At 48.2% G+C, this 21,360-nt stretch carries 22 protein-coding genes, 1 other RNA gene and 2 other annotated features; of the genes, 18 read left to right on the top strand and 5 right to left on the bottom strand.

The window, feature by feature from the left end; all coding sequences use genetic code 11:
* The 5 genes from JNUCC22_RS12550 (at position 1) to JNUCC22_RS12530 (ending at position 4,685) form a co-directional block, all read left to right on the top strand.
* Positions 1–171, top strand: a complete 171-nt coding sequence (locus tag JNUCC22_RS12550) for a YrzK family protein (protein WP_087920774.1) — start codon at positions 1–3, stop codon at positions 169–171.
* 60 nt (positions 172–231) lie between these two features.
* Positions 232–464, top strand: a binding site (T-box leader).
* Between the two features lie 63 nt (positions 465–527).
* On the top strand, positions 528–1,802 hold the full coding sequence (gene hisS, locus JNUCC22_RS12545; RefSeq protein WP_007408198.1) for a histidine--tRNA ligase: 1,275 nt from the start codon (positions 528–530) through the stop codon (positions 1,800–1,802).
* A 14-nt stretch (positions 1,803–1,816) separates the two neighbouring features.
* Positions 1,817–3,595, top strand: a complete 1,779-nt coding sequence (aspS, locus tag JNUCC22_RS12540) for an aspartate--tRNA ligase (protein ID WP_216061774.1) — start codon at positions 1,817–1,819, stop codon at positions 3,593–3,595.
* A 62-nt stretch (positions 3,596–3,657) separates the two neighbouring features.
* Positions 3,658–3,849, top strand: a non-coding RNA gene (ssrS, locus tag JNUCC22_RS12535) — 6S RNA.
* Between the two features lie 71 nt (positions 3,850–3,920).
* Positions 3,921–4,685, top strand: coding sequence for a tRNA threonylcarbamoyladenosine dehydratase (locus tag JNUCC22_RS12530; RefSeq protein WP_015240289.1), 765 nt, complete (start codon positions 3,921–3,923; stop codon positions 4,683–4,685).
* Positions 4,686–4,800: 115 nt separating this feature from the next.
* On the opposite strand, the gene JNUCC22_RS12525 is transcribed toward JNUCC22_RS12530, so the two are convergent.
* Complete coding sequence (locus JNUCC22_RS12525; RefSeq protein WP_029326053.1) at positions 4,801–6,069, bottom strand: replication-associated recombination protein A; 1,269 nt, start codon at positions 6,067–6,069, stop codon at positions 4,801–4,803.
* 194 nt (positions 6,070–6,263) lie between these two features.
* On the opposite strand from JNUCC22_RS12525, the gene cymR reads away from it, so the two are divergent.
* The 8 genes from cymR (at position 6,264) to JNUCC22_RS12485 (ending at position 13,029) form a co-directional block, all read left to right on the top strand.
* A complete protein-coding gene (gene cymR / locus JNUCC22_RS12520) occupies positions 6,264–6,680 on the top strand; it encodes a cysteine metabolism transcriptional regulator CymR (protein ID WP_003152730.1) in 417 nt (138 codons plus the stop codon).
* Positions 6,681–6,698: 18 nt separating this feature from the next.
* On the top strand, positions 6,699–7,838 hold the full coding sequence (locus tag JNUCC22_RS12515; RefSeq protein WP_095284141.1) for a cysteine desulfurase family protein: 1,140 nt from the start codon (positions 6,699–6,701) through the stop codon (positions 7,836–7,838).
* Between the two features lie 36 nt (positions 7,839–7,874).
* Positions 7,875–8,990, top strand: a complete 1,116-nt coding sequence (gene mnmA / locus JNUCC22_RS12510) for a tRNA 2-thiouridine(34) synthase MnmA (RefSeq protein ID WP_044801636.1) — start codon at positions 7,875–7,877, stop codon at positions 8,988–8,990.
* Positions 8,991–9,047: 57 nt separating this feature from the next.
* Positions 9,048–9,698 (top strand): tetratricopeptide repeat protein, encoded by a 651-nt coding sequence (locus JNUCC22_RS12505; protein ID WP_007408203.1) that lies wholly within the window; start codon positions 9,048–9,050, stop codon positions 9,696–9,698.
* Positions 9,699–9,716: 18 nt separating this feature from the next.
* Complete coding sequence (locus tag JNUCC22_RS12500; protein WP_007408204.1) at positions 9,717–12,095, top strand: SF1B family DNA helicase RecD2; 2,379 nt, start codon at positions 9,717–9,719, stop codon at positions 12,093–12,095.
* A gap of 118 nt (positions 12,096–12,213) precedes the next feature.
* On the top strand, positions 12,214–12,672 hold the full coding sequence (locus JNUCC22_RS12495; RefSeq protein WP_045208344.1) for a PRC-barrel domain-containing protein: 459 nt from the start codon (positions 12,214–12,216) through the stop codon (positions 12,670–12,672).
* A 12-nt stretch (positions 12,673–12,684) separates the two neighbouring features.
* On the top strand, positions 12,685–12,876 hold the full coding sequence (locus JNUCC22_RS12490) for a hypothetical protein (protein WP_003152738.1): 192 nt from the start codon (positions 12,685–12,687) through the stop codon (positions 12,874–12,876).
* A 21-nt stretch (positions 12,877–12,897) separates the two neighbouring features.
* Positions 12,898–13,029 (top strand): YrzQ family protein, encoded by a 132-nt coding sequence (locus JNUCC22_RS12485; protein WP_003152741.1) that lies wholly within the window; start codon positions 12,898–12,900, stop codon positions 13,027–13,029.
* A 35-nt stretch (positions 13,030–13,064) separates the two neighbouring features.
* Here JNUCC22_RS12485 and JNUCC22_RS12480 read toward each other — a convergent pair whose 3' ends face one another.
* From JNUCC22_RS12480 to JNUCC22_RS12465, 4 genes are read right to left on the bottom strand one after another with little or no spacing between them, the layout of a single operon-like run.
* A complete protein-coding gene (locus tag JNUCC22_RS12480; protein ID WP_216061773.1) occupies positions 13,065–13,721 on the bottom strand; it encodes an amino acid ABC transporter permease in 657 nt (218 codons plus the stop codon).
* Between the two features lie 18 nt (positions 13,722–13,739).
* On the bottom strand, positions 13,740–14,390 hold the full coding sequence (locus JNUCC22_RS12475; RefSeq protein WP_061860749.1) for an amino acid ABC transporter permease: 651 nt from the start codon (positions 14,388–14,390) through the stop codon (positions 13,740–13,742).
* Positions 14,391–14,446: 56 nt separating this feature from the next.
* Positions 14,447–15,274, bottom strand: coding sequence for a transporter substrate-binding domain-containing protein (locus JNUCC22_RS12470; protein ID WP_007408208.1), 828 nt, complete (start codon positions 15,272–15,274; stop codon positions 14,447–14,449).
* 20 nt (positions 15,275–15,294) lie between these two features.
* Positions 15,295–16,023 carry an amino acid ABC transporter ATP-binding protein gene (locus JNUCC22_RS12465; RefSeq protein WP_007408209.1) on the bottom strand — a complete coding sequence of 243 codons (729 nt, stop codon included), beginning with the start codon at positions 16,021–16,023 and terminating at the stop codon, positions 15,295–15,297.
* A gap of 218 nt (positions 16,024–16,241) precedes the next feature.
* On the opposite strand from JNUCC22_RS12465, the gene JNUCC22_RS12460 reads away from it, so the two are divergent.
* The 5 genes from JNUCC22_RS12460 to JNUCC22_RS12440 all read left to right on the top strand — a co-directional run bounded on the left by JNUCC22_RS12460 (position 16,242) and on the right by JNUCC22_RS12440 (position 21,342).
* Positions 16,242–17,303 carry an AI-2E family transporter gene (locus JNUCC22_RS12460; RefSeq protein WP_216061772.1) on the top strand — a complete coding sequence of 354 codons (1,062 nt, stop codon included), beginning with the start codon at positions 16,242–16,244 and terminating at the stop codon, positions 17,301–17,303.
* A gap of 43 nt (positions 17,304–17,346) precedes the next feature.
* Positions 17,347–17,554 (top strand) — a binding site (T-box leader).
* An 80-nt stretch (positions 17,555–17,634) separates the two neighbouring features.
* A complete protein-coding gene (gene alaS, locus JNUCC22_RS12455) occupies positions 17,635–20,271 on the top strand; it encodes an alanine--tRNA ligase (protein WP_216061771.1) in 2,637 nt (878 codons plus the stop codon).
* Positions 20,272–20,355: 84 nt separating this feature from the next.
* On the top strand, positions 20,356–20,622 hold the full coding sequence (locus tag JNUCC22_RS12450; protein WP_012118070.1) for an IreB family regulatory phosphoprotein: 267 nt from the start codon (positions 20,356–20,358) through the stop codon (positions 20,620–20,622).
* Between the two features lie 8 nt (positions 20,623–20,630).
* Positions 20,631–21,047, top strand: coding sequence for a Holliday junction resolvase RuvX (gene ruvX, locus JNUCC22_RS12445; protein ID WP_003152750.1), 417 nt, complete (start codon positions 20,631–20,633; stop codon positions 21,045–21,047).
* Between the two features lie 13 nt (positions 21,048–21,060).
* Positions 21,061–21,342 (top strand): DUF1292 domain-containing protein, encoded by a 282-nt coding sequence (locus JNUCC22_RS12440; RefSeq protein ID WP_003152751.1) that lies wholly within the window; start codon positions 21,061–21,063, stop codon positions 21,340–21,342.
* The last annotated feature ends 18 nt before the right edge of the window (positions 21,343–21,360 follow it).

Genomic DNA, 21,360 nt, shown 5'->3' with positions numbered 1-21,360 from the left:
ATGAAATATCAACCAAAAATGGGACGCGCGCTGCACGATGCGGAAGGAAATCTGCACTTCAGTGATCAGAGCGATAGAGAAAAGACGGGTTTTCTTGAAGAGACGGCGACGGAGTTCGGTCTCTTATCGAAAGAAGCGGTCGCAAGGAAAAACAGACGGAATAAAACTTGACAGGGGAGTGCAATCCCATTATTATAATAGAAATTGATGTACATAAGTCATGATAACGATTTTGAACCGATAATGGAGAAGAGTAGGTCAGAATGCATGGAAAAGAGAGGAACCGTCCCGGGCTGAAAGCGGATCCGCACTGCATCTTTCTCGAAACAACACTCCGGAGGTTCCCTGCTGAACGCTTTTGCAAGTCATTAGGCAGCGGACGTGAACCTGCGTTAAAGGTCAGAGCGGGGATGCTTCGGCATTCCAACTAGGGTGGCACCACGGGTATAACTCTCGTCCCTACTATACATGTATAGTAGGAGCGGGAGTTTTTTTATTTGAAGAAAGACATTAAGGAGGCCTGTAACATGGCATATCACATTCCAAGAGGCACACAGGACATACTGCCGGGTGAATCAGACAGATGGCAGTTCGTCGAACAAATTATGAGGGAGACGTGCCGCACTTATCAATATAAAGAAATCCGCACGCCGATCTTCGAACATACGGAATTGTTCGCAAGAGGCGTCGGTGAGTCTACAGATATCGTGCAGAAAGAAATGTACACGTTTGAAGACCGTAAAGGGAGAAGCCTGACGCTTCGGCCGGAAGGAACGGCCGCCGCAGTCCGCGCGTTCAATGAAAATAAATTATTTGCGAACCCGGTGCAGCCGACGAAGCTTTATTATGTCGGACCGATGTTCCGTTACGAACGTCCGCAGACGGGGCGTTTCCGCCAATTCTATCAATTCGGAATTGAAGCGATCGGCTCCAAAGATCCGGCCGTGGATGCAGAAGTCATTGCGCTTGCGATGAGTATTTACCGTAAAGCCGGTTTGAAACATGTCAAGCTTGTGCTGAACAGCCTTGGTGACCAGGAGAGCCGCAAATCCTACCGGGAAGCGCTCGTCAAACATTTTGAACCGCGCATCGCAGAGTTTTGCTCAGACTGCCAGTCGCGTCTGCACACAAACCCGCTCAGAATTCTTGACTGCAAGAAAGACAGAGAGCATGAACTGATGAAAACGGCTCCGTCCATTCTTGATTACTTAAATGAAGAATCAGCCGCTTATTTTGAGAAAGTAAAACAATACTTAAACGATCTCGGCATCCCGTTCGAAATAGATCCGAACCTTGTCAGAGGGCTTGATTATTATAACCATACCGCTTTTGAAATTATGAGCAATGCCGAAGGATTCGGAGCGATTACAACCCTTGCCGGCGGGGGCCGCTATGACGGGCTTGTTGAACAGATCGGCGGACCTGAAGCGCCGGGTATCGGATTTGCGATGAGCATCGAACGTCTGCTGGCAGCCATTGACGCTGAGAAAACAGAGCTTCCCGTCAATCAGGGGATTGACTGCTACATCGTGACGCTCGGAGAAAAAGCGAAGGATTATTCCGTTTCCCTCGTGTACAAACTGAGAGAAGCGGGCATCTCAAGTGAAATCGATTATGAAAATAAAAAGATGAAGGGCCAATTTAAAACAGCTGACCGTCTCGGCGCACGTTTTATTGCGATTTTAGGGGAAGATGAGCTTGCCCAAAATAAAATCAATGTAAAAGATGCGGAAACAGGAGAGCAGCGTGAAGTGGTGTTAGACGAGCTGATACAAGTGTTAAAGGCAGATCAAAAGCAGTGAAGGAGAGGAACGCTATGTTTGGAAGAACATATTATTGTGGCGAGATAACTGAAAAAGCGATTGGCGAAACCGTCAAACTGAAAGGGTGGGTGCAGAAGCGGCGCGATCTCGGCGGCTTGATTTTCATTGATTTGCGCGACCGCTCGGGTATTGTGCAAGTCGTGTTCAACCCTGACGTATCGAAGGAAGCCCTTGCCGCAGCGGAAGCAATCAGAAACGAATATGTGCTTGATATCGAAGGCACGGTTTCTGCCCGTGAAGAAGGCACGGTGAATCCCAACCTGAAAACCGGTAAAATTGAAATCAAAGCTGAAGCGGTGACGGTGCTCAGTACGGCGAAAACGCCTCCGTTTCCGATCAGTGACCAGGCGGCTGACGTTTCTGAAGACGTCCGGTTAAAACACCGCTATTTGGATTTGCGCCGCCCGGCGATGTTTCAAACATTGCAAATGCGCCACCAAGTCACAAAATCCATCCGCCATTTCTTGGATGAAAACGGATTTCTTGATATTGAAACACCGATTTTAACAAAAAGCTCTCCCGAAGGCGCCCGTGATTACTTAGTGCCGAGCCGGGTGCATGAAGGAGAATTTTACGCCCTTCCGCAATCGCCGCAGATTTTTAAACAGCTTCTGATGGTGTCGGGCTTTGAACGGTATTATCAAGTGGCCCGCTGCTTCCGCGATGAAGACTTGCGTGCCGACCGCCAGCCGGAATTTACGCAGATTGATATCGAAATGTCCTTTATGAGTCAAGAGGACATCATGGCTCTGGCGGAAGAGATGATGGCGAAAGTCATGCTTGAAACAAAAGGTGTTGAAGTACCGCTGCCGCTTCCGCGAATGACATATGAAGAAGCGATGAACAGCTACGGTTCCGACAAGCCTGACACCCGCTTCGGCATGCTGCTGACGGACGTGTCAGACATAGTGAAAGATACTGAATTTAAGGTGTTCTCATCAGCCGTGGCAAACGGCGGCGTTGTAAAAGCGATCAATGTCAAAGGCGCTGCCGGCGACTATTCCAGAAAAGATATCGATGCGCTCGGCGTTTTTGCCGGAAATTACGGCGCGAAAGGTCTCGCTTGGGTGAAAGTTGAAGCTGACGGCGTAAAAGGCCCGATTGCGAAATTCTTTGATGAAGAGAAGCAGGCAAAACTGGCTGAAGCGCTTGATGCTTCTGAAGGCGATCTGCTCCTGTTCGGCGCTGATAAGTTTGAGGTTGTGGCTCAATCCCTCGGCGCGCTTCGCTTAAAGCTCGGCAAAGAACGCGGCCTGATTGACGAAAGCCTCTTCAACTTCCTGTGGGTTGTGGACTGGCCGTTACTGGAGCATGACGAGGAGGAAGGCCGTTTCTATGCGGCTCACCATCCGTTTACAATGCCTGTCCGTGAAGATCTTGACCTGATTGTAACGGCGCCTGAAGATATGAAAGCGCAGGCTTACGACCTTGTCTTAAACGGCTATGAACTCGGCGGAGGCTCAATCCGTATTTTTGAAAAAGACGTTCAGAAAAAAATGTTCGGGCTTCTCGGCTTTACAAAAGAAGAAGCGGAGGAGGAGTTCGGATACCTTCTTGAAGCCTTTGAATACGGCGCCCCTCCGCACGGCGGAATCGCGCTCGGCTTAGACCGGTTGGTTATGCTTCTTGCAGGCCGCACAAACTTAAGAGATACGATCGCTTTCCCGAAAACGGCAAGCGCAAGCTGCCTTCTTACGGAAGCGCCCGGCGAAGTGAGCGACGCCCAGCTTGAAGAACTTCACCTTTCTGTCAAAAGAAAAGTGAAACAGTAAAGATCAGCAGTTTGTTTCTTGAAAATCAAAATCTGCTGTGATATGATTTTGACAAGTTAAATAAAGTCCTGATGTGTTAGTTGTACACCTAGTTTTGACCGAACATTTTTTTGATTTGGGAGCCCGCATTTTTAAATGGCGTACATGCCTCTTTTCATTCGTTAAGAGGACTTACAAGATTTAAAAAAGGGCACCCACCTGCTGAGAGCGGGTTCAAAACGAAGGAAAGCTGCAACGGCACAATTGGGACTTTATTTTTTGTGCGCTAAAACCAGCGGCTTTTTGACAAGCCGAGTTTATAAAACCAGAATGTGGAGTGAGGTTCTTGTTACATCAGTTTTCCAGAAATGAGCTAGCGATTGGAAAAGAAGGGCTGGACACGTTAAAAAACAGCACGGTGGCCGTTCTCGGCGTCGGCGGAGTCGGTTCATTCGCAGCCGAAGCATTGGCGAGGTCCGGAGTGGGGCGGATCGTGCTTGTCGATAAAGATGATGTTGACATTACAAACGTAAACCGCCAGCTGCATGCGCTCTTGTCGACGGTGGGACAGCCGAAAACAGACTTGATGAAAGCGCGGATCGCGGATATTAATCCGGATTGCGATGTCGTCGCCTTAAAAATGTTTTATACGGAAGAGACGTATGAGCAGTTCTTTGAGCATCCGCTCGATTACGTCATTGACGCGTCGGATACGATTCATTATAAAATTCATCTGATGAAAGAATGTCTGAAACGGAATGTTCCGCTGATTTCAAGCATGGGAGCGGCGAATAAAACAGACCCGACACGCTTTCAGATTGCTGATATTTCAAAAACCCATACCGATCCGATTGCCAAAGTCGTCCGCACAAGGCTTCGCAAAGAGGGCATTAAAAAAGGCGTACAGGTCATTTTTTCTGATGAAAGCCCGATCGTCATCCGTGAAGACGTCAGAAAAGAAGTCGGGAATGATGAAGCGAAAATCCGCAAAGCGCAAATGCCGCCGTCTTCCAACGCCTGGGTTCCGTCAGTGGCCGGTCTGATTATGGGCGGACATGTTGTTATGGAGCTCTTAAAGGACATCGACATTAAACGGGTTAAAGATAAATAAAAAGAAAAACAGCCTTCTTCAGGAAAGGCTGTTTTTTTATTTGAATCCGCCGTTTACACGAAAGATTTTGGCCGGTATCAAAAAAGACAAGAACACATAGGGTGTCCTTGTCCGGTTATTTTTTCTGCTTCATCAGTTTTTCATACACTTGCTTTATGGCGGCTTCAAATTTCCCCGTTTGTTTCGGTTTATAGTATTGCTTGTTTTTTAACGGATCAGGTAAATATTGCTGTTCGACCCATCCGTTCTCGAAATCATGAGGATATTGATATCCGATCCCGCGTCCGAGCTCTTGGGCCCCTTTATAGTGGGCGTCTTTTAAATGTTTCGGCACATCGCCGATTTTACCCGTCCTGATGTCTTTGAGCGCCTCATCAACGGCTGAGATGGCGGAGTTTGATTTTGGCGAGAGGCATAATTCGATTACCGCATTGGCCAGCGGAATTCTCGCTTCCGGAAAGCCGATCCGTTCTGCGGTCTGAATCGCGCTCAGCACCCGGGGGCCTGCCTGCGGGCTTGCGAGGCCGATATCTTCATAGGCGATCACGAGAAGCCTTCTTGATATGCTTTCAAGATCGCCGGCTTCGATCAGACGGGCCAGATAATGAAGGGCGGCGTTTGCGTCCGAGCCTCGGATCGATTTTTGGAAGGCGGATAAGACGTCATAATGCGCATCGCCGTTTTTATCATGAGTATAGCTTTTTTTCTGCAGACATTCTTCCGCTGTTTCCCGTGTAATCCGGACCGTGCCGTCGCTTGATTCCTTTGTGGAGAGCACGGCAAGCTCCAGTGCGTTCAAAGCGGAGCGGACGTCTCCCCCGCACCCTTGTGCGAAATGATCCATCGCGTCGTCGTCCACCGAAACGCTGTAAGAACCGAGTCCCCGGTGTTCATCTGTGAGCGCTCTTTTCAATGCCTGCTTGATCAGATCGGGTGTTAACGGTTCAAGCTCAAATATCTGGGTCCGGCTTCTGATGGCCGGGTTAATGGCATGATAAGGGTTGGCGGTTGTCGCGCCGATTAAAATAATCATGCCGTTTTCTAAATAGGGCAGCAGAAAATCCTGCTTTCCCTTATCAAGCCTGTGCACTTCGTCAAGGATTAAAATGACCTGGCCTGACATTTTCGCTTCCTGTACGACAATCTCCATGTCTTTTTTATTATGAATGACGGCATTCAATTTCCTGAATGCGATGCTTGTCGATCCTGCGATCGCTGTGGCGATGGACGTTTTTCCGATGCCCGGCGGTCCGTACAGGATCATGGATGATAAGTGCTTTGCACGCACCATTCTGCCGATGATTTTATCTTCTTTGACCAAATGTTCCTGGCCGATAATGTCTTCGATATTGGCAGGCCGCATCCGATACGCCAGTGGTTTCATGTACATCTCTCCTTACATATACAGGGTAACGGAAAACGGACGATTAGAAAAGCGAATTGCGGCGGGCCCCGTGTTTCAATGAAAATTAGGATAAGTTATGTTATAATAACAGTTGGTCTATAAGATACTAAACAGATTATTCATATCCATTTACTTGTATAAATTAACAATTAGAATTGACTGGGGTGTTCATATTGAAAATATCGACAAAGGGAAGATACGGGCTCACCATTATGATTGAATTGGCGAAAAAGCACGGAGACGGTCCGACGTCGCTCAAAAGCATCGCCCAAACAAACAGCCTTTCTGAGCATTACTTGGAACAGCTTGTATCACCGCTCAGAAACGCCGGACTCGTAAAAAGCATCAGAGGCGCTTACGGGGGTTACGTGCTCGGGGGCCAGCCTGAAGAGATAACGGCCGGAGATATTATCAGAGTGCTGGAAGGGCCGATCAGCCCGGTAGAAGTGCTTGAGGATGAAGAGCCTGCCAAGCGGGAGTTATGGATCCGCATCCGCGACGCTGTAAAAGACGTGCTGGACAGCACGACGTTAGAAGACCTTGCGAGCTACACGGACGGCGAGCAGGAAGCTTATATGTTCTATATTTAAACCAGAGGTGTACAGACAATGGAACGGATTTATTTAGATCATGCCGCGACTTCCCCGATGGATGAGCGTGTGCTCGAAGAGATGAAGCCCCATTTCTTCGGCAGTTTCGGCAACCCGTCAAGCATTCATTCATTCGGAAGAGAATCCCGGAAATGGGTCGATGAAGCGAGAGCGGACATCGCGCGCGAAATCAGTGCGAAAGAACAGGAAATTATTTTCACAAGCGGGGGCACGGAGGCTGATAATTTAGCGATTTTCGGAACGGCTGCCGCCCGGAAGAATGAAGGAAAGCATATCATTACGACCGCTGTTGAGCACCATGCTGTGTTGCACGCCTGCGAAAAGCTGGAAGAAGACGGCTTTGAGGTGACATACCTCATCCCCGGCCCTTCAGGACGGATCAGTGCAAATCAGGTGAAAGAAGCGCTCCGTGATGATACAATCCTTGTTACCGTCATGTATGGCAATAACGAAGTCGGTACCATTCAGCCGATTGACGAAATCGGAGAGCTGTTAAGCGGGCATCAGGCCTATTTTCACACAGATGCCGTCCAGGCATTCGGTTATATGCCGATTGACGTGAAAAAAAGCAGAATTGACATGCTGTCTGTTTCCGGTCACAAGCTTAACGGGCCTAAAGGGACAGGCTTTTTATATGTAAATCAAGAGGTGAAGCTGTCACCGATTCTTCTCGGGGGAGAGCAGGAACGAAAGCGCCGCGCGGGGACGGAAAATGTACCGGGCATCGCCGGCTTAAAAGAAGCGGTCGTCCTTTCAAACCGTGAGAGGGAAGAGAAAACAGCGAAGTATAAGGAGTTTAAGAACATTATCATGAGCACGCTGGAAAAATCCGGCGTCACAGCGGAGGTGAACGGAGATGCCGAGAAATGCCTGCCTCATATTTTAAACCTTTACTTTCCCGGTGTGCCGGTGGAAGCGCTGCTGGTCAATCTTGACATGGAAGGCGTTGCCGTCTCCAGCGGATCTGCTTGTACGGCAGGATCCGTTCTTCCGTCCCATGTGCTTACGGCCATGTTCGGAAGTGAGAGCGGCAGGCTGACTTCGTCAATCCGCCTCAGCTTCGGCCTCGGCAATACGGCGGAACAAATCGAAACAGCCGCCGAAAAGCTTGCCGCCGTCGTTAAACGGCTTGCTTAAAACGGCGGACTTACGTTTTTAATGGAGTGAATGCAAATGGAAAAACGGCCGGAGGATACAAGAGTCGTAGTCGGCATGTCCGGCGGCGTGGACTCTTCCGTGGCGGCCCTTCTGCTGAAGGAGCAGGGCTACGATGTAATCGGAATCTTTATGAAAAACTGGGATGATACGGACGAAAACGGTTTTTGCACGGCGACGGAAGATTATGAAGACGTCATCCGGGTCTGCAACCAGATCGGAATTCCGTATTATGCCGTCAATTTTGAGAAGCAATATTGGGAAAAGGTATTTCAATATTTCCTTGATGAATATAAAGCCGGAAGAACCCCCAATCCGGATGTCATGTGCAATAAAGAAATTAAGTTTAAGGCTTTCTTGGATCATGCTCTGTCACTCGGCGCGGATTATCTTGCGACGGGCCATTACGCCCGCGTGGACAGAAGCGCAGGTACAGTGCGCATGCTCCGCGGTCTGGATGAAAACAAGGACCAGACTTATTTTCTGAATCAGCTCAATCAGGAACAGCTCAGCAAAGTCATGTTCCCGATCGGTGATCTGCAAAAAAGCCGCGTGCGGGAAATCGCCAAAGAAGCGGACCTTGCGACAGCTGCGAAAAAAGACAGCACGGGAATCTGCTTTATCGGCGAACGCAACTTCAAAACGTTTCTCAGCCAATATCTCCCCGCTCAGCCGGGCGATATGATGACAATGGACGGAGAAGTAAAAGGGCGTCATGACGGTCTGATGTATTATACAATCGGACAGCGCCACGGTCTTGGAATCGGCGGAAGCGGCGAGCCGTGGTTCGCCGTCGGTAAAGATCTTGAAAAAAACATTCTGTATGTTGATCAAGGATTCCATAATCCGCTTCTGTATTCCGATAAGATCACGGCGACAAATGTCAGCTGGACGCGTCCCGGTCTGATGGACGGCGGCGAAATGACATGCACGGCGAAATTCCGCTACCGTCAGGAAGATCACAAAGTAACGGTGAAAATGACGGGTGATGATGAAGCGGAAGTCATTTTTGACGGGCAGGTACGCGCCGTTACGCCGGGACAAGCCGTCGTTTTTTATGACGGAGAAGAGTGCCTCGGCGGCGGAACGATAGACGACGTTTATAAAGACGGAACAAAACTGTGGTACGTATAACACATGTAAAAAACCTCAACTCGCATGTTGGGGTTTTTTAGCGAAAGGAAGTTAAAAATGGATTATAATAAAATCGGGATTGACGCCATGCAGGAGGGCGATTTTGAAAAAGCGGCAGAGGCTTTTACGAAAGCGATTGAGGAAAACGGGCAAGATCCGGTGCCGTATATCAACTTCGCAAATTTGCTTTCTTCTGTGAACGAACTCGAACGGGCGCTTGCATTCTATAACAGAGCGCTCGAATTGGACAATTCGGCGGCAGCCGCTTATTACGGTGCGGGAAACGTATATGTGATGAAAGAATCGTTTTCCGAAGCGAAGGATATGTTTGAAAAAGCGCTTCGCTCCGGAATGGAAAACGGAGATTTGTTTTATATGCTGGGGACCGTTCTCGTTAAATTAGAGCGGCCGAAGCTTGCGCTGCCGTATTTGCAGCGTGCCGTTGAATTAAACGAAAATGACACGGAAGCACGCTTCCAGTTCGGAATGTGCCTCGCAAATGAAGAAATGCTGGATGAAGCTCTGGCGCAGTTTGAGACGGTGATCGAGCAGGACCCAAGCCACGCGGACGCATTTTATAATGCCGGAGTCGCTTACGCGTACAAAGAAAATCGTGAAAAGGCGCTTGAGATGCTGGAAGGCGCAATCGGCATACAGCCTGATCATATGCTTGCGCTTCATGCGAAACAGCTTATCACCCAGTCATAACAAAAGGAGGGAAGGCTCGTGGATCAGCTGAACATCGAAGAACAGCCGTATGTAAAAGGCGTCATTCATACGGTCATTTATCATAATGACACCAACCTGTATACAGTGCTGAAAGTCAAAGTTGCAGAAACGTCTGAGGCGATCGAAGACAAGGTCGTATCCGTAACGGGCTACTTCCCTCTGCTGCAAGAAGATGAGACCTACACATTTTATGGAAAAACCGCCACGCATCCTAAATTCGGCCTGCAATTTCAGGCTGAACACTTTAAAAAAGAAATTCCGACCACAAAAGAAGGGATCATTCACTACTTATCAAGTGATCTGTTTGAAGGAATCGGAAAAAAAACGGCGGAAGAAATCGTCAAAAAGCTCGGAGACGGCGCGCTCAATAAAATTCTGACGGATGCGTCGGTGCTTTACGATGTGCCGAAAATGTCGAAAAAGAAAGCGGATAAGCTTGCCGGAGAGCTGCAGCGGCATCAGGGGCTTGAGCAGATTATGATCTCTCTGAACCAATACGGTTTCGGGCCCCAGCTATCAATGAAAATATATCAGGCCTACGAAACGGAAACCCTGGAGAAAATTCAGGAAAATCCTTATCAGCTTGTAAAAGACGTTGAAGGCATCGGCTTTGTGAAAGCTGACGAGCTGGGCGGAAAAATGGGTCTGTCAGGAAACCACCCGGAGCGGATCAAAGCGGCAATCTTATATACGATTGAATCGACCTGTCTTTCAGAAGGCCATACGTACATAGAGACAAAGCAGCTGATTATCAATACGCAAACGCTTCTGAATCAGTCAGCTGAAGGCGGCCGCGTCACGGAGATGGATGCGGCTGACGGCATCATCGCCCTCGGGGAGAGTAAGGATATCGTCATTGAAGGAGAGCGCTGCTATTTTCCGTCCTTGTTTTACGCCGAACAAAATGTCGCAAAACGCGTGCTCGACATTGCGGCTCAGACGGAGTATGCCGATCAATTTCCTGAATCGGAATTTCTGCTTGCGCTCGGTGAACTGGAAGAACGGATGAATGTTCAATACGCACCAAGCCAAAAGGATGCCATTCAAAAAGCGCTGTCTTCACCGATGCTTTTACTGACTGGAGGACCTGGGACGGGGAAAACGACCGTTATTAAAGGAATCGTGGAATTATACAGTGAACTGCACGGAGTATCGCTTGACCCCGGTGATTATAAAAAAGACGAGGCGTTCCCGGTGCTGCTTGCCGCGCCGACGGGAAGAGCCGCAAAACGGATGAGCGAATCTACGGGTCTGCCGGCTGTTACGATTCACAGGCTGCTTGGCTGGAATGGCGCTGAAGGCTTTACCTACAATGAAGATCAGCCGATTGAAGGGAAACTGATCATTATAGACGAAGCGAGCATGCTCGATATCTGGCTCGCCAGCCATTTGTTTAAGGCGCTTCCTAAGCACATTCAGCTCATTGTCGTCGGTGATGAAGACCAGCTTCCTTCTGTAGGACCGGGGCAGGTGCTCAGAGACCTTTTGGCTTCTGAGGTGCTGCCGACCGTGCGCCTGACAGATATTTACCGTCAGGCTGAAGGATCATCCATTGTGGAACTTGCGCATGATATGAAAAAAGGACTGCTTCCAAAGGGGCTGACCGCGCCGACAAAGGACCGCTCATTTATCCGCTGCAATTCTTCACAGATTAAAGAAGTCGTGGATCAGGTCGTCTCGAACGCGTTAAAAAAGGGGTATACCTCCAGGGATATTCAAGTGCTTGCCCCGATGTACAGGGGAAAAGCGGGAATTAACGAGCTGAATATGCTTCTTCAAGACATCATGAATCCGCCGAAAGAAAAAAGGCGGGAGCTGAAATTCGGTGATGTCGTCTACAGGACGGGCGATAAAATATTACAGCTTGTCAACCAGCCGGAAAACAATGTGTTTAACGGCGATATCGGCGAAATTGTGTCCATTTTTTATGCCAAAGAAAATACGGAAAAAGAAGACATGGTCGTCGTCTCGTTTGACGGCAACGAAATCACCTTTACGAAAAAGGATTTCAGCCAGTTTACCCACGCTTACTGCTGTTCCATTCATAAGTCGCAGGGAAGCGAATTCCCGATTGTCGTCCTGCCTGTCGTCAAAGGCTACTATCGAATGCTCAGGAGAAATCTGCTTTATACCGCCATAACAAGGGCGAAAAAATTTCTGATTCTTTGCGGAGAAGAAGAAGCGCTTGAATGGGGCGTCAAAAACAATGATGCCACCGTCAGACAGACGTCGCTTAAAAACAGGCTCACAGAGCAGACTGAAGAGATGGATGCAGAACTGGCCGCCCTGCAAAAAGAGCTGCCGTTCAGTGTATATGATGCGAACATCGGAATGGAAGGCATCACGCCGTTTGACTTTATGGAAGAAAAAGCGTAAATAAAACCCGGATCATAAACATGCTCCGGGTTTTCGCCTGTGGAAGTCATTTCAAAGTATGCTGCCCGGCTTCTTGGCAAAACCTATACGTGTTCAACAAAAGGTGGTTGATCACACTTTGAGAACATGCCATGCAGCTGAAGGACGAACAGTATATGACGAAAACACCGGGCGCAGTCTCGGGATGATATCGGATGTATGTTTCTCTCTGGACGGCCGGTTTCTCGGTTTCGTGCTGGAGCAGAAACGCCTGTTTCACAACCGCCATCTTTTTTTAGAGGCAAGTGATATAAAAGAGATGGAACAAGAAGCCGTAGCTGCCGGTCATGCTCATTTGCAGCCTTTGCCGAAGAGCTGTTTCACCTTTGAACAGATTAAAATGCAGCCGGTGAAATCGCCCGATGGTGAAATGTTCGGTTTGCTGGAAGATGTATACTTTTGTTTGGACAAGGGCATAATCGTAGCATATGAACTCTCGGACGGCTTCTTTTCAGATCTGGCTGGCAGACGCCAAGTGCGCCGCGCCGCCGATACGCTTATTGAAGCGGGGAAAGAAGGCATCGTCCTGAACGGATAAGAGGTGTAGTCTGTGCTTGTATGTCCGAACTGCAAAAGTAAAGATATCGGCAAAATCGGCGTAAACCAATACTATTGCTGGGGCTGCTTCATTGAGCTGACGGTGGCCAAAGGCAAAATTGCGACACATCAAGTAGAGGAAGACGGCACATTAAGCAGTCTTGATGATTTGTTTTCTGAAGACGAACGCAGTATCAATTTTTAAAGTTGAAAGGAGATACGCGCGATGGGCAGAACAATGACCTCTCTGTTGGCTTTAGGAGCTGGAGCCGTTATGTATCGTATGGCTTCTCAGTCCGATATGCTGAATAAAAAAGGTATGAAACGGATGAGAAGACGAGTCATGAAAATGTTTTAAGCAGAAAAAAGGATACTTCTTCGGAAGTATCCTTTTTACGTTTGTCTCGCTTCCAGCCGTCTGGCCGCGAGAGACAGGCTGTAATTGACCGCGAAATACATCAGGGCCGCCAGCAGAAAGATCGGGAAAAAATACCCTCCGTCAGCGCTTTGTCCGTTTAAGATCTGCGCGTTATGAATCAGTTCGGGCAGAGCGATGACGACCGCAAGTGACGTATCCTTTAATAAGGAGATAAACTGGCTCACGATCGGAGGAACCATACGCCTGAGCGCCTGCGGCATGACGACGAGAAAAAGAGTCTGCGTGTACGTCAGTCCTGAAGAACGCGCCGCTTCAATCTGTCTTTTGTCAACGGATTGCAAACCGCTTCTGATGATTTCTGACAGCATGGCCGATTCAAAAATCGTCAGCGCCGTGATGGCGGCCGCGGTAATTTCCAGCTTGATCCCGATTTCCGGAAGGGCAAAAAACGTAAAGAAAATGATTAATAACAGCGGCAGGTTGCGGATGGTTTCCACAATGGCCGCTATAATGCCCGAGACGATAGGAATTTTCGCATAGCGCAAAGTGCCGGCGGCAAGCCCGAAAATAAAACTCAGGACAATGGAGATCAGCGCAACATAAAGTGTGACCAAAAAGCCGTCCCATAAAAACAGCAGATGGTCAGGTGTATAGGCGCCGCTAAAATCCATGTTTTTCACTCTCCTTCTCTAATAACTCTTTCCGAGACGTCTTTCCAAATAGTGAACCCCGATGCTGAGCGGGATCGTTACTATCAAATAAAAAAGCGCGACGAAAATATAGACATCAAACACGACAAGAGTGCTTGAGGAAACGAGATCCGCCTGATACATCAAATCGAGTCCCGCCACCACTCCGAGTATTGATGAGTTTTTGACAAGGTTGAGAAATTGGTTTCCGAGCGGGGGAATCACGATCTTTACGGCCTGAGGAAGAATGATATATCTCATCGCCTGACTGTAGGTGAAGCCTGACGATCTGGCCGCTTCCATCTGCCCTTTGGAGACAGTCTGAATTCCGGCTCTGATGGCTTCTGCGATAAAGGCGGACGTGTATATCGTAAGCGCAATCGTTCCCGCCTGAAAGCCGTCCAGTCTCAGCCCGACGTTCGGAAGTCCGAAATAAAAAACGAATGTGATGAGGAGAAGCGGGATGTTCCGGATAAATTCCACATACGCAGTGCCGATCCATTGAAGGGGTTTGAAAGCCGTGATTCTCATGACTGCGATCAGAACGCCCAGCGCAAAGCTGCCTGCCAGCGCGATGAAGCTCGCAAGCAATGTGTGCAGGAAACCGTCCATATACATATCGAAGTTTTCCGTTAAAATTGAAAAGTTCATCTATGTCACTCCTTATAAAACGGGGATGAGCATGCCTGCTCATCCCGCGGTCCTTTCTATTTTGCCGGTTCTTCTTTAATCCATTTTTTATAGATTTTTTCATACCTGCCGTCGGCTTTCATTTTTTTCAAAGAGGCGTTGATTTCCTTGATGAGTCCGGATTGGCCTTTTTTGACGGCGATTCCGTAAGGTTCATCGGTGAAGGTTTCGCCTGTCAGCTGATATTGTTTATTTTCATCTGCCATGCCGTATAAAATCGCATTATCGGTTGTGAGCGCATCTCCCTGTCCCGCTTTAAGCGCAGTGAACGCTTCGGCGTAATTTTCAAATTCCAGCACTGAGGCGTCAGGCGCTTTTTCTCTGATGTTTTGTGAGGAAGTAGAGCCTTTTACCGCCAATACTTTTGAGCCTTTTCCCAGGTCTTCGGTGCTTTTGATGCTGCTTCCTTTTTTGACGAGCAGGGATTGCCCGGCTTCAAAATAAACATCTGAGAAATCAACTTCTTTTTTCCGCTCATCCGTTATCGTCATCGTGGCGGTGATGGCATCGATATCGCCGTTTTGCAGCATCGGAATTCTCGTTTTTGACGTCACTTCTTTAAATTCCGCTTTCTTCTCATCCCCCAGAATATCTTTTGCGAGCTGTTTTGAGATATCAATATCGAAGCCTTCAATATCACCGGAGCTTGGGTTTTTCAGCCCGAATAACCTCGTGTCGGTTTTGACGCCGAAGATGATTTTGTCTCTGTCTTTAATAGAGGCTAACGTGTCTTTTCCCGTTCCTTTTGAATCTCCGGACGTTTCTTTCCCTCCGCAGGCGGCCAGCATAAAGACGGCCAGCAGTGATATCAACCCGAATGACAACCATTTTGTTACACGTGACATAAGCACTCCTCCGTTTCTTTTCAGTGATTTAAAATACGGCTTAAGAATAAACGCGCCCTCTCTTCACGTGGGCTTTCGTAAAATTCAGCCGGTGCAGCTTCTTCTAAGATGGCTCCGCCGTCGATAAACACGATGCGGTCCGCCACTTCTTTTGCGAATCCCATTTCATGTGTGACGACTGCCATGGTCATGCCTTCCTTTGCGAGTGTTTTCATGACATCCAGCACTTCCCCGATCATTTCCGGATCAAGCGCAGATGTGGGTTCATCAAACAGCATAATTTCGGGCTTCATCGCAAGCCCCCTGGCGATGGCGACACGCTGCTGCTGGCCGCCGGAAAGCTGTGAAGGATAAGCGTCCGCTTTTTCCGGTATACCGACTTTTTTCAAATAGTATAAGGCCGTTTCTTTTGCTTCTTCTTTTGATTGCTTAAGTACTTTGATCGGTGCGAGCATGATGTTTTGCAGAACGGTTTTGTGCGGGTACAGATGAAAATGCTGGAACACCATGCCGATATTGCGGCGGACCTTATTTATATCCGTTTTCTTGTCATGGATGGAGACGCCGTTTACCGTTAAGGCGCCTCCATCAACTGTTTCCAGCTGATTAATGCAGCGGAGAAGCGTGCTTTTTCCCGATCCTGAAGGTCCGATGATAACGACGACTTCCCCTTTTTTAATGTGCAGATTAATGTTTTTCAGCACGTGGAAATGTCCGTAGTGCTTATTTACATCCTGAAATGAAATCATGGCCAACCTCCTTAAAAAACATGAGTCATATTGACTGGACAGTTTTAAAACCCCTTAACACATTACGATAGTTATGCAGATTTTTATGAATATTATTTAGATTATTTTGTAATTTCTGATAATTGTTTCCGTCAAGAGGTCTGCGTCATAAGGCGGAGTTTATGAAACGGGAATAATTCCGGCTTTCTGTCAAAAGATAAAGCAAGAGGTGAAACGTCATGCTTCAAAAACCGCTGCAGCTCTTAATGTGGACGGCTGTATGTCTGCTCGTTTTGTTAACAGTGTATGTCTTTTGCATGCTCGATATGTTATGGTCTCCCATTTGGCTTGTTATAAAATCTCTCTTTATTCCTATATTCATCGCAGTATTTATTGCTTATCTTTTACTTCCGATTACTGAATGGCTTCATAAAAAAGGGATGCCTAGAACTTTAAGCCTGCTTCTGATTTATTGCCTGTTTTTCGGCGGAATCGGCTGGGGGGTTTATAAAGGGGTTCCTGTTTTAATTGAACAGCTGCAGGATCTGTCTGAGAGCATTCCCGGTCTTGCCAAAAACTATAACAGCATGCTGAAGCATCTGCATAATCACACGGATCATTGGCCTGACGGCATGCACCATCGAATGGACAAAATGATTCAGCAGACAGAAACGTTTCTTGCCGGCACGATTGAAAGCACGATCAGAAGCATCCGTTTCGTGCTTGATTATATCCTGATCGCGGCGACGATTCCTTTTCTCGTGTTCTATATGGTGAAGGATATAGACGTCATGAAAAAGACGGTCTGGTATTTGACGCCGAAATCCTGGAGAAAAAGGGGGAGTGAATTTCTGCGGGATGTGGACGACTCTCTCGGTGATTACATCCGCGGTCAGCTTCTCGTTTGTTTTTTGCTCGGGTTAATAGCCGGCGTTTCATTTTGGCTGTTCGGGCTTCCTTACCCGCTGATTTTGGGCCTTGCCATCGGGATTACGAATGTCATCCCGTATTTCGGTCCGTTTATCGGCGCTGTACCGGCGCTGCTCCTTGCGCTGGCGATTTCTGCTAAAGCTGTGATCATCGTAATCGTCACGATTTTTATTCTGCAATTTATAGAAGGAAACATTTTGAGCCCGCTTATTGTCGGGCGCAGTCTCAGAATGCACCCCGTCGTGATCATGCTGGCGCTCCTTGCCGGCGGAGAGCTCGCGGGCATTCCCGGCATGATTCTCGCTGTTCCGGCGGCAGCCGTTTTAAAAGTGACGGCCATACACTTTTTGCGGATCAGGACGGAACATTGACATTCGGGTTCTGCTTGTCTATAATTTCGAGTAGAATACATACGAATCTCGAGTGACGGATATGAGTACGCCGAAGCCCTGTTTAAGAGAGAAGCTCCGATACGCTGAAAGGAGCTTCAGCAGAAGATCGGCCGAAGCTAATCCTGAGTGCAGTTAAAGGCTGCCGCAGTCCTGCGTTACGGGATGAAAGGTGACAGGCCTTTTTCGGCCTGTAATCAGGGTGGTACCGCGAGACAGCTCTCGTCCCTGTGTGAACGCATGGTTTGCATAGGGAGAGAGCTTTTTTGCTGTCGCAAAAGAGAATTTCGGGTAGTGATAAGGAGGAATATAGATGAAACACTTAACTTCTGCTGAAGTGCGTCAAATGTTTTTAGATTTCTTTAAAGAAAAAGGCCATGCCGTTGAACCGAGCGCCTCATTGGTTCCGCATGAAGATCCGTCTTTATTATGGATCAACAGCGGCGTTGCGACGCTGAAAAAATACTTTGACGGCCGCGTTGTGCCGGAGAATCCGAGAATTGTAAACGCGCAAAAATCAATCCGTACAAATGATATTGAAAATGTGGGGAAAACGGCGCGCCACCACACGTTCTTTGAGATGCTCGGAAACTTTTCCATCGGTGATTATTTTAAAGAAGAAGCGATCACGTGGGCATGGGAGTTTTTAACGAGCGAAAAATGGATCGGCTTTGATCCGGAGCTGCTGTCTGTAACGGTTCACCCTGAGGATGAAGAAGCTTATACGCTATGGGCGGAAAAAATCGGCGTTCCGGAAGAAAGAATCATCCGTCTGGAAGGGAACTTCTGGGATATCGGCGAAGGCCCGAGCGGACCGAATACGGAAATTTTCTATGACCGCGGCGAGAAATACGGCAATGACCCGTCAGATTCTGAATTGTATCCGGGCGGCGAAAATGATCGTTATCTTGAAGTATGGAACCTGGTATTCTCAGAGTTCAACCACAACCCGGACGGCACGTACACACCGCTTCCGAAGAAAAACATTGATACGGGCATGGGGCTTGAACGGATGGTCTCCGTGATTCAGGATGTCCCGACAAACTTTGACACTGATTTGTTTATGCCGATTATTGAAGCAACAGAGCGCATTTCCGGAGATGTCTACGGAAAGGATGCAGTGAAGGATACGGCCTTTAAAGTGATCGCCGATCATATCAGAACGGTCGCATTTGCGGTAAGCGACGGGGCGCTGCCTTCGAACGAAGGGCGCGGGTATGTACTGAGACGCCTCTTGCGCCGGGCAGTGCGATACGCGAAAACCATCGGTATCAGCCGTCCGTTTATGTACGAACTGGTACCGACTGTTGCAGGAATTATGGACGCTTTCTATCCGGAGGTGAAAGAAAAGCAAGAGTTTATCGCCAAAGTCATCAAAACGGAGGAAGAGCGCTTCTACGAAACATTAAACGAAGGTCTGGCCATTTTATCCGACGTGATAAAGAAAGAGAAGGAAAAAGGCAGCGGCATCATCTCCGGAAAAGACGTATTCAAACTGTACGATACGTACGGATTCCCGGTTGAATTGACGGAGGAATACGCGGAAGATGAGCAAATGACGGTTGACCATAAAGGCTTTGAAGCCGAAATGGAAAAACAGCGTGAACGGGCGAGAAATGCGCGCCAAGATGTAGGAAGCATGCAGGTTCAGGGCGGCGCATTGCGCGACATTACCGCAGAAAGCACATTTGTCGGCTACAGTGCCGTAAAAGCTGAAGCGAAGGTGATCGAGCTTCTTCATGACGGGCAATTAATCAGTGAGGCGCATGAAGGGGATACCGTCCAAATCCTTCTTGACAAAACGCCTTTCTATGCTGAAAGCGGCGGACAGATCGGTGACAGAGGAGTGCTGAGAAGCGAGCAGGCTGTCGTAACCATTAAAGACGTGAAAAAAGCTCCGAACGGTCAGCATGTACACGAAGGCACGGTGGCTAGCGGCACGATTCAAAAAGGCGCAAGCGTGACGGCTGAAGTTGAAGATCAAATGAGAAGCGGCGTGGTGAAAAACCATACGGCTACCCACCTTCTGCACCAGGCGCTGAAAGACGTTCTCGGCACACATGTCAACCAAGCGGGTTCACTCGTTACCGAAAACCGTCTGCGTTTTGACTTCTCTCATTTCGGTCAAGTGACGAAAGAAGAACTTGAACGCATTGAAGGAATCGTCAACGAAAAAATCTGGGAGAGCATTCCGGTAGCGATTGATTTGAAACCGATCAATGAAGCGAAAGAAATGGGCGCGATGGCCCTGTTCGGCGAGAAATACGGCGATATCGTCCGCGTCGTACAAGTCGGAGATTACAGCCTTGAGCTTTGCGGCGGATGCCATGTCACGAATACGGCTGAAATCGGCCTGTTTAAAATCGTATCCGAATCAGGGATCGGCGCAGGGACGCGAAGAATTGAAGCCGTAACAGGAAAAGGCGCTTATCAGGAAATGAACAGCCAGCTCAGCCTTCTGCAGCACGCTGCGGACGAGCTGAAATCAAACGTAAAAGACGTACCGAAGCGAATTCAGTCTCTTCAAGCGGAGCTGAAGGAAGCGCAAAGAGAAAATGAATCATTGCTCAGCAAACTTGGCAATGTGGAAGCCGGAGCCATTCTGTCTAAAGTAAAAGACATCGGCGGCGTAAAAGTGCTGGCTGAAAAAGTAAATGCGAAAGACATGAACCACCTTCGCACTATGGTGGATGATCTGAAAGCGAAGCTCGGTTCTGCGGTCATCATTCTCGGCGCCGTGCAAAACGAGAAAGTCAACCTTTCAGCAGGCGTGACGAAAGACCTGATCGAAAAAGGCCTTCATGCCGGCAAAATGGTCAAACAAGCGGCTGAAGTCTGCGGAGGCGGAGGCGGAGGCCGTCCGGACATGGCGCAGGCCGGCGGAAAGCAGCCTGAAAAATTGGAAGAGGCGCTCGCATCTGCGGAAGATTGGATAAAATCCGTTTTATAATCCTTTCAACTAGTGTAGAATGATGATAAGATGAGGACCTCAGGCTGAACTTTGCCTGCGAATTTGGGAAAGAGGTGCAAAACGGTGAGCTCGTTTGATAAAACGATGAAATTTAATTTCTCCGATGATTCTGCTGAAACAAACGTCGAAGAAGTGCTGAATACGGTATATGATGCGCTTCAGGAAAAGGGGTACAATCCTATCAACCAGATTGTCGGATACTTGCTGTCTGGAGATCCTGCATACATTCCTAGGCATCGCGACGCCCGGAACTTAATTCGCAAACTGGAACGTGACGAATTAATTGAGGAATTGGTAAAATCCTATCTAGAACAGCATAAAGAGGCGTAAATACATTCATGAGAATATTGGGACTTGATCTTGGAACGAAAACACTCGGCGTAGCTTTAAGCGATGAAATGGGCTGGACCGCTCAGGGCATTGAGACGATAAAAATAAACGAGGCTGAAGGAGATTACGGTCTGGACCGTTTATCCGAGCTGATGAAAGACTATAATGTAGAGAAGATCGTGCTCGGTTTTCCGAAAAACATGAACGGGACGATCGGTCCGAGAGGCGAAGCCAGCCAAACATTTGCGAAACTGCTTGAAACAGCGTACAATGTCCCTGTTGTGCTATGGGACGAGCGTCTGACGACGATGGCGGCTGAAAAAATGCTGATCGCGGCTGACGTCAGCAGGCAAAAACGAAAAAAAGTCATTGATAAAATGGCGGCTGTCATGATCCTTCAAGGATATCTGGACAGTTTAAACTAAGAGGTGAAAAGAAATGGAACACGGCGAAAAACACATTACAATTGTCGATGATCAAGGCAACGAACAGCTTTGCGAAGTGCTGTTTACATTTGAAAACGACACATTTAACAAATCTTACGTACTTTATTATCCGATTGATGCTCAAGACGATGATGAAATCGAAATTCACGCTTCAAGTTTCGAACCGAACGAAAACGGTGAAGACGGCGAACTGATGCCGATTGAAACCGATGAAGAGTGGGAAATGATCGAAGAAACGCTGAACACGTTTTTAGCGGAAGAAGACGAAGAATAAAATGAACGGAAAAAGCCG

The organism is Bacillus sp. JNUCC-22, assembly GCF_018861275.1.
Classification (GTDB): domain Bacteria; phylum Bacillota; class Bacilli; order Bacillales; family Bacillaceae; genus Bacillus; species Bacillus velezensis.
The sequence above is the reverse complement of the archived record's forward strand: the minus strand, read 5'-3'. Positions and strand labels throughout refer to the sequence as shown.

Coding starts and splice junctions, on each gene's coding strand:
- JNUCC22_RS12550 (WP_087920774.1), top strand. CDS start 1: ATGAAATATCAACCAAAAATGGGACGCGCGCTGCACGATGCGGAAGGA.
- hisS (WP_007408198.1), top strand. CDS start 528: ATGGCATATCACATTCCAAGAGGCACACAGGACATACTGCCGGGTGAA.
- aspS (WP_216061774.1), top strand. CDS start 1,817: ATGTTTGGAAGAACATATTATTGTGGCGAGATAACTGAAAAAGCGATT.
- JNUCC22_RS12525 (WP_029326053.1), bottom strand. CDS start 6,069: ATGAAACCACTGGCGTATCGGATGCGGCCTGCCAATATCGAAGACATT.
- JNUCC22_RS12515 (WP_095284141.1), top strand. CDS start 6,699: ATGGAACGGATTTATTTAGATCATGCCGCGACTTCCCCGATGGATGAG.
- mnmA (WP_044801636.1), top strand. CDS start 7,875: ATGGAAAAACGGCCGGAGGATACAAGAGTCGTAGTCGGCATGTCCGGC.
- JNUCC22_RS12505 (WP_007408203.1), top strand. CDS start 9,048: ATGGATTATAATAAAATCGGGATTGACGCCATGCAGGAGGGCGATTTT.
- JNUCC22_RS12485 (WP_003152741.1), top strand. CDS start 12,898: ATGGGCAGAACAATGACCTCTCTGTTGGCTTTAGGAGCTGGAGCCGTT.
- JNUCC22_RS12480 (WP_216061773.1), bottom strand. CDS start 13,721: ATGGATTTTAGCGGCGCCTATACACCTGACCATCTGCTGTTTTTATGG.
- JNUCC22_RS12475 (WP_061860749.1), bottom strand. CDS start 14,390: ATGAACTTTTCAATTTTAACGGAAAACTTCGATATGTATATGGACGGT.
- JNUCC22_RS12470 (WP_007408208.1), bottom strand. CDS start 15,274: ATGTCACGTGTAACAAAATGGTTGTCATTCGGGTTGATATCACTGCTG.
- JNUCC22_RS12465 (WP_007408209.1), bottom strand. CDS start 16,023: ATGATTTCATTTCAGGATGTAAATAAGCACTACGGACATTTCCACGTG.
- JNUCC22_RS12460 (WP_216061772.1), top strand. CDS start 16,242: ATGCTTCAAAAACCGCTGCAGCTCTTAATGTGGACGGCTGTATGTCTG.
- alaS (WP_216061771.1), top strand. CDS start 17,635: ATGAAACACTTAACTTCTGCTGAAGTGCGTCAAATGTTTTTAGATTTC.
- ruvX (WP_003152750.1), top strand. CDS start 20,631: ATGAGAATATTGGGACTTGATCTTGGAACGAAAACACTCGGCGTAGCT.
- JNUCC22_RS12440 (WP_003152751.1), top strand. CDS start 21,061: ATGGAACACGGCGAAAAACACATTACAATTGTCGATGATCAAGGCAAC.